Annotated in this window: 7 protein-coding genes; 4 read left to right on the forward strand and 3 right to left on the reverse strand. The window is 28.1% G+C overall.

All coding sequences use genetic code 11. The annotated features are described in order from the left end of the window. The first annotated feature begins 10 nt into the window (after positions 1-10). Together KGF50_RS10125 and KGF50_RS10130 are read left to right on the forward strand one after the other, a co-directional pair. On the forward strand, positions 11-1,105 hold the full coding sequence (locus tag KGF50_RS10125; RefSeq protein ID WP_227847924.1) for a hypothetical protein: 1,095 nt from the start codon (positions 11-13) through the stop codon (positions 1,103-1,105). Between the two features lie 213 nt (positions 1,106-1,318). Next, positions 1,319-1,735, forward strand: coding sequence for a hypothetical protein (locus KGF50_RS10130; RefSeq protein ID WP_255654864.1), 417 nt, complete (start codon positions 1,319-1,321; stop codon positions 1,733-1,735). A 180-nt stretch (positions 1,736-1,915) separates the two neighbouring features. Here KGF50_RS10130 and KGF50_RS10135 read toward each other — a convergent pair whose 3' ends face one another. After that, positions 1,916-2,485 (reverse strand): 5-formyltetrahydrofolate cyclo-ligase, encoded by a 570-nt coding sequence (locus KGF50_RS10135; RefSeq protein WP_227847926.1) that lies wholly within the window; start codon positions 2,483-2,485, stop codon positions 1,916-1,918. Positions 2,486-2,639: 154 nt separating this feature from the next. Between KGF50_RS10135 and KGF50_RS10140 the strand changes: the two genes are divergently transcribed. After that, a complete protein-coding gene (locus tag KGF50_RS10140) occupies positions 2,640-3,797 on the forward strand; it encodes a S41 family peptidase (RefSeq protein WP_227847927.1) in 1,158 nt (385 codons plus the stop codon). A 307-nt stretch (positions 3,798-4,104) separates the two neighbouring features. Here the strand turns inward: KGF50_RS10140 and KGF50_RS10145 are convergent, their stop codons facing one another. Together KGF50_RS10145 and KGF50_RS10150 are read right to left on the reverse strand one after the other, a co-directional pair. Further along, positions 4,105-5,514 carry an MATE family efflux transporter gene (locus tag KGF50_RS10145; RefSeq protein WP_227847928.1) on the reverse strand — a complete coding sequence of 470 codons (1,410 nt, stop codon included), beginning with the start codon at positions 5,512-5,514 and terminating at the stop codon, positions 4,105-4,107. 136 nt (positions 5,515-5,650) lie between these two features. Then, entirely contained in the window at positions 5,651-6,250 is a 600-nt protein-coding gene (locus KGF50_RS10150; protein WP_227847929.1) for a TetR/AcrR family transcriptional regulator, read from the reverse strand. A 127-nt stretch (positions 6,251-6,377) separates the two neighbouring features. On the opposite strand from KGF50_RS10150, the gene KGF50_RS10155 reads away from it, so the two are divergent. Further along, a complete protein-coding gene (locus KGF50_RS10155) occupies positions 6,378-7,073 on the forward strand; it encodes an SDR family NAD(P)-dependent oxidoreductase (protein WP_227847930.1) in 696 nt (231 codons plus the stop codon). Positions 7,074-7,649: the final 576 nt, after the last annotated feature.

Here is a 7,649-nt window from a genome sequence, read left to right on the forward strand (position 1 = left end):
TAACTGAGATATGTCAGAAAAAGTAAATGTTAAAACGGTCATCAGTTTCGCAGGAGCTTATGTAGCAACAGTAATCGGTTCTGGATTTGCAACAGGACAAGAAATAATGCAATTCTTCACTTTTTATGGGTTTGCAGGTATTATTGGTGGGGTAATTTCAATGGTATTATTCTCATGGATGGGTGCTTCAGTAATGTCAAAAGGTAAAGAACTTCAACTTAAGGAACCTATCAAAATTTATCGTGTTTATTGTGGTAAGTATTTAGGAATATTCTTTGAGTGGTTTGGACCTTTATTCTTATTTGGTGTTTTCGTAGTAATGATTTCAGGAGCAGGAGCAACTTTAACTGAATACTATGGATTAAATCCATTTGTAGGTAGAATAGGTATGGCAGTAGTAGCGTTATTAACTGTTTCATTAGGTCTTGATAAATTATCAAAGATACTAGGTGGAATAGGACCTATAATAATAATCTTTACACTTTTAGTTGGAGCTATAAGTTTGAGCAGTAATATAGGTAATTTATCTCAAGCAGGAGAGATTCTTAAAACTGTAGAGGTAACTAGACCAGTTCCAAACGCATACCTATCTGGTGTAATATATACTACTTATAATACAATCGTTGTCATGGCGTTCTTAACAGGATTAGGAGCAAGTGCTGCTAATAAAAAAGAAGCTGTTTGTGGCGGTATACTAGGTGGGGTAGCACTTATGGCAGCAGCTATAATGATGAACTTAGCAATGCTTTCTGATATAGGAAACTTATATTCAAAAGCAATACCTTCATTATTCTTAGCTGATAAGATTTCACCAATAGTTGGAATTTTATTCTCAGTAGTTCTTATATTAGGAATATATACAACAGCTGTACCTTTATTATGGTCAGTAACTAATAGATTTGTAGATGATAATCATCCTAAATTTAAACTAATAACACTAATAACAGCTATATTAGGTCTTATAGGTGGATTCTTACCATTTGATAAGCTGGTTGGTATCTTATATCCATATACCGGATATATGGGCGTCATAATACTGGTTTGTGTTCTTTATAGACAGATTACAAAAACATCTGGCTATCAAGAAGGAGTCAATGGTAAATAAATAATTTAGAATTGTAAAGTAAAGAGTTATATAAAAACAATTAAATTGTTTTTATATAACTCTTTTTTATTTTATAATTTATTTGTCATAAAATCCCTTTTTTTATTGTTTTATATTTAAGGATAACTATAATAAACATTTTATTATTGATTATTTAAAGTCTAAGACAAAATTATAAATCATATATTTAAATAGATGGGAGGAGTGATAAAATTGAATGTAAAGTTTAATATCAAAGGTATAATTTATGGAGTTATAGCTCTTGTATTTGTAATAGGGGGATTTATATTCATACCAAGTATGTTTATAGAAAAAACTAAGCCAATAGATTATACAGTATTGCAAAGGAATTCAATACCAGAAAAGATACTTGACGTTATGGACAAATACACAAATGAAGAAAGGGCATTAGCTGCCAAAATTGATAATAAAATATACATCATAGTAACTAGGGGAAATAATAAATATGGTATTGAGATGGATAACATAGAAAGTGTAAGTGAAGACGGAAAAGAAGTTTTGAGAGTTAAGATAAAGTATAAGGATAAGGAGGATTCTCTTCCATACATAGTGGTTGAAACAAATATAAGTGAACTTCCAGATAGAATAGAATTAAATTCCACTAAATAAAAGTATATTTTGTAATTAAATAACTATTTATTTGTATAGTAAAATAAAGTCATGGTTTTTATTAATGTAAATAAATCATGTCGAGGCTTTATTGATGTAAAAGCCATGACTTAAAATATTCATTGAATAATATAAAAATTAAACATTAAACATAGTGTTATATTAGTAGTGTTGAGAGTGTTAATTATTTGGTGTAAGAATTCTAGTTTCAGTAACTATATAGTTTAATTGTGCATCGTGAGTTTCTTTTGGAATAGAATCAAATACCTGAAAGTCAAATGCTATTCCTATAGTTATTGCGTCTTTTCTTAAGTTCTCTAAAAATCTATCATAAAATCCTCCGCCATATCCTAATCTATAGCAATGTATGTCATATGCAACAGCTGGAACAATTACAACATCTAAAGCTTTAATATCAACTGTAGGTGATTTTTCGCTAGGTTCCCTTATTCCATATGCACCAATTTTTAGTCCATTATCTAAATCTGTTATTTGAGTAGGAATTAATGTATGATTTTCTTTTATCGTAATAGGGCTTGAGACTGTTTTTTTCAGAGATAAGAGTTTTTTGATTAAATTATCTGTGTTAACTTCATTATTAAAATCTAGATAAAGCATTATATTAGTTGCGTTTCTTATATCCTCCATTTGAAGTAATTTTTCTGTTATCAAATTTGAACTATTTAGTACAAAATCAGCACTTTTATTTTTTCTATGTTCAATAACTTTTTTCCTAAATTCTTTTTTCATAAAATATTCCTCCTTTAATATGTTATAATGTGAACAGAATTTGTATTCTAATATAAATTTTAGTATAGTTTATTGCAATAAGGCAATATATTTGGGTAAATGTAATAAAAATAACAGCTAGTCATATAATATATAATAGTTTATGTAAAAGGAGATGTATCTTGTGATTTCAAAAAAGAAAGCTATTTTTTTAGGGGTGATTTTAGTAATTATAACAGCTATGGCCACATCGGCGTTTCAGCTCACATTAGGGAACAAAGTTGTAATATCAAAAGAACTCTATGAAGGCTATAAAAAATATGATAAGTTGTTAGGATTAGAATCTATTATAAAACAAGATTTTTATAAAAAAGTCTCTGATAAAGATTTAGTGGATGGAGCATCAAAGGGGTTATTCCTAGGAACAAATGACAAATATTCTGGTTATTACACTAAAGATGAAATGGAAAAGCTAATAGAAGATAGTGAGGGCTCTTATGTTGGTGTAGGGATGTATATAGGAGCATCAAAAGATGGAGGACTAGTAGTAGTTCCTATGAAAGATTCCCCAGCAGAAAAAGCAGGAGTAAAAGCAGGAGATAAATTAATAAAAGTCAACGGAAAATCTGTATCATATAAAAATTCGGATGAAGCTGTGAGTATGATGAAAGGTAAAAAAGGCAAAAAAGTAGAGCTAGTAGTGTTGAGAGAAGATAAACAACTAAGCTTTGAGTTGAAAACAGAACAGATAGTTGAGAAAAGTATAGAAAGCAAAGTAATTGATAATGATTTAGGATATATAGAAATTACCCAATTTATATCAAGTACATATACTGATTTTGACAAAGCTTTAAAAGGATTGAAAGAAAAGAATATTAAGGGATTAGTAATAGACCTTAGAAACAATCCTGGAGGAATGTTGGATATATGTAAAGAAGTTGCTGATGAGTTAATTGGTGAAGGAACTATAGTATATACTAAAGACAATAAAGGAAATACAGAATACTTAAAATCTGATAAAGAAAAATTGGGACTTCCAATAGTAGTTTTAACCAATGGAGAAAGTGCCTCTGCTGCTGAGATATTAACAGCTGCAATTGTTGATAATAAAGAAGGTATTTCTGTAGGTACTACGACTTATGGTAAAGGACTAGTACAGTCAGTTGTAAGGTTGAAAGATGGAACAGGATATAAATTAACTACTGCTCAATATTTTACACCTAATGGAGATTATATCAATGAAAAGGGGATAAAACCCACAATTGAAGAAAAAGATGAGAAAAAGCAGCTGAATGTAGCAACTGAATGGCTTAGAGAGCAAATTAATAAATAGAATTTAAAGTTTGTAGATGTAAAAAAAATAAGGAAAATTGTTGCAAATAAGTAAAAATATAGAGTGGATAACTAAAAACATATACTCTATATTTTTATATAAATAGGTCTTTAAAATAAAGTGTGTATTCTTCTAAAAAATGGTGATAATTAAAGTATTAAATATCACTATATAAAGGAAGGTGCACACTTTTTATGTTTAACAAAAACTAAATATTAAAAAAGCCTTTAAAACACAGTTATTTTTAGATTCTAATAGATTTAACTGTATCTTAAATAGTAACTACTTCCTAAATAGAAATTAGTTGCTATTTATTAATATAAGAAATCTTTTTAAGTTCGGGAATAGCAAATGCTAGTGATAATATAGCTGCTAATATATCTGATGTAGGACCAGCATACAAAACTCCATCAATTCCAAATACAAGTGGAAGTAAAAGTAAAAGAGGAATTAAAAAATAACCCTGACGTGAAAGAGAAAGTATTATTCCTTTTTTAGCGTTACCTATAGATGTGAACAATTGTGTAGAAAGTGGTTGAATACCACTTATAAATATCATTAACATAAATACTCTCATATATTTTTCAGCAAATTTAAAGTATTCTTCACTACCATTTCCAAAGATAGATATAATTTGTCTTGGAAATATCTGAAGTATTATAAAAGCAATAACTGATATAATAGTACAAGCAATTAATGCTTTAATATAAACCTCTTTAACTCTATCATATTTTTTAGCTCCATAATTATATCCAAATAAAGGTTGAGCACTCTGGCCTATTCCTCCTAAAAATGCTGATATAAATATGCTTACTTTTGATACAACAGCAACAACAGCAAAAGGTACATCACTACCATAAGAGGATATAGCTCCATAGTGATTTAGTGTATTATTCATTACAATTTGAGAAAGCATCATAACAAATTGATAAAAGAAATAAGCATTTCCAATAGATACGATTTGTTTAACATATTTAAACTCTATGTTGAATATATCTTTTGACATGGTTATAGTTTTAAATTTTTTGAAGTAGTATAAACTAAATAAAGCTGATATAATCTGACCAATAACTGTAGCAGATGCTGACCCTAAAATTCCCCATTTAAAAACTAACATAAATAATGCATTTAAAATTATATTTATTATTACACCAACTAATGATGAAATCATTGAATACATTGGACTTCCATCAGAACGAATTAAACTGCTACAAACAGTTCCAAATACTAAAAATGGTATTCCTATAGTAGTTACTCCTGTATATTGTACTGATAATGTTAGTGTATTTTCAGTAGCTCCAAATAGTTTCATTAGAGGTTCTAAGGAAGCTAAAGTAAGTATCATTATAACAATACCAACAAATACTGATAAACTAATTGAATTGCCTACAAACTTAGCAGCATCTTTTTCTTTTTTAGAACCAAGGCTTAAGTTAAAGTTTGCAGCTCCTCCAAATCCAAATAAAACAGAAAATGCAGTAACCAATGTAACTAATGGAAATGTAACGCTTGTAGCTGCATTTCCATACATTCCTACTATTTTACCTATAAAAATTTGATCTGTAATATTGTAAATAGCAGAAATTAATAGACTAATTATAGATGGTATAGCATATTTTCTTATTAAACTCCAAATTGGTAAAGTCTCAAGCGGATTTGTAGCTTTATCCATTTGTTGAACATTTTTTTCTAACCTTAAACATGATGTTTGACTCATACAAAACCTCCATTTATTTTTAGTACACTTGACCTAATTTATATTAGCACTAATGTACTAAAAAAACAATATCTATTTTCATGTTTTATTGTTTTATAGTAAGTTTCAAAAAATACATGCAATCGAGTTATTAATTTTAATTTGATATAGAGTTTAAATATATACTTTTACCTTCATCAGTAAGGTACATAAAAATAATACTCCATAAGCAATCCATAATATTCTTTGTGCTATCATGTTCATTGAGTTCTTTAGTATTTACAGGCTTATATATAAGTATTGTTAAGATACATTCGATGATATTTTCAATTTGATTAGGAATTGGACATTCTTTAATTAAATTAGATTCTTGTAAATTTTTAAAACTTTCTTTTAAAAACGCTTGAAGCTCTTTTATAGAATTTATTTGTATATTATATATCTTTTGACTTATTTGAGATAATTGATTATAGTGTTTAAAATAATAAGCATTTTCATTTTGTGTGTTTAATGAATTTAAAAATAAATTATTTAAGTCTTCCAGAGACTTTGGGCAATCTACTTTTTTATAGTTTTTATGTTTATATTCCACTACTTCCTCAATTAAATCCTCCTTTTTCTTAAAATAATAAGTTAAATTTCCTACACTAATGCCTAATTCATTAGCTATATCTCTCATAGATATACTATTATATCCATGTATATTGAATAAATCACGTGCTGTAAGTATTATATCTTTTTTAGTTTTATTTGCCATTTAATATCCTCCAATAAATTAATAAACTATGATTGACATTTTAGTACTTATGTACTAAAATGTCAATCATAGTACTTATGTACTAAAATTTATAAGATAAATTAAACAATAAAGGAGATTATAGATTATGACAGTAACATTTATAACTGGTGGTAATACAGGTCTAGGATATGAAAGTGCAAAACGTTTAAAAGAATTAGGACATAAGATATATATTGGATCTCGCAGTGAAGAAAAAGGCATAAAAGCGGCAAAAGAGCTTGGAGTAGAGTATATAGTTATTGATGTAACAAATGAGAATTCTGTAATAAATGCAGCAAATGAAATCAAGCAAAAAGAAGGACATATTGATGTCCTTATAAATAATGCAGGAATTCCTGGAGGATATCAAGCTCCAAAAGATATAACCTCAGATATCATGTATAATGTTTTCAATACAAATGTATTTGGTATAGTGAGAGTTACACATCACTTCATTCCATTATTACAAAACTCTAAACATCCAGTTATAGTGAATGTAAGTAGTGGATTAGGATCATTTGGACAAGTATTAAATCCTGAAAAGATTGAATCAAAAGTCAATGCACTTGCTTATAGTTCATCAAAAGCCGCAGTTTCAATGCTTACAGTGCAATATGCGAAGGGAATGCCAAATATTCGTATAAATGCAGTTGATCCAGGCTCAACTAAAACAGGAGAACAATTCAAACATGGTACACAAACATTACAAGAAGGAACTGATGCAATCGTTAAAATGGCTACAATAGGAAAAGATGGTCCTACAGGCACTTTTACTAATAGAGATGGTATAATTCCTTGGTAGTCAACTGCCAGCTACTCTAAAGGGAGTAGCTTCTAGAAAAAAATATCTTAAGTTTACACTACGTTATATTAGAATATATAGGTATTTTAAGATACTTCTCTAGTCCCGACTCCATGGTATATCATTAAACATTACTGATGGTAGGTGAAGTGTGGCATATTTAGAACCTTTCATAACGTTGGCGAAGCAATTCACAAATCATTATATTTAGCAACTATGGATATTTTTGAAAGATGGACTCAAAAAATTAGAAATTGTAGAAATTGGACTCAAATTTCAGCTCATTTAAGTATTTATTTTGAAGAAAGAATTTTAATCCTAAATTAATAAAGAGATATTTCAAAAAAATTAAGAAATTTTCTTAAAGGGGTAATAATTTTTATAAAAATGGAAAATATATGAAAATAAGGTTATGCTTTTTAAAGCTATAGCCTTATCAGTAGATACTTATGTATTGTTAAAAACTTTGACTTAGGCTTTAAGATATGAGTAATTAAATATTTTAAAATACATGTAAAAATATTACTGGAAGTTTATTATTCCAGTAATATTTTTTTGATTTAAGAAATATTAATA

This window comes from Clostridioides sp. ZZV15-6598 (assembly GCF_020657705.1).
Classification (GTDB): Bacteria; Bacillota; Clostridia; order Peptostreptococcales; family Peptostreptococcaceae; genus Clostridioides; species Clostridioides difficile_F.

Excerpts from the sequence above, each read along its gene's own strand:
- KGF50_RS10125 (WP_227847924.1), top strand. The coding sequence starts at position 11 with ATGTCAGAAAAAGTAAATGTTAAAACGGTCATCAGTTTCGCAGGAGCT.
- KGF50_RS10135 (WP_227847926.1), bottom strand. The coding sequence starts at position 2,485 with ATGAAAAAAGAATTTAGGAAAAAAGTTATTGAACATAGAAAAAATAAA.
- KGF50_RS10140 (WP_227847927.1), top strand. The coding sequence starts at position 2,640 with ATGTATCTTGTGATTTCAAAAAAGAAAGCTATTTTTTTAGGGGTGATT.
- KGF50_RS10145 (WP_227847928.1), bottom strand. The coding sequence starts at position 5,514 with ATGAGTCAAACATCATGTTTAAGGTTAGAAAAAAATGTTCAACAAATG.
- KGF50_RS10150 (WP_227847929.1), bottom strand. The coding sequence starts at position 6,250 with ATGGCAAATAAAACTAAAAAAGATATAATACTTACAGCACGTGATTTA.
- KGF50_RS10155 (WP_227847930.1), top strand. The coding sequence starts at position 6,378 with ATGACAGTAACATTTATAACTGGTGGTAATACAGGTCTAGGATATGAA.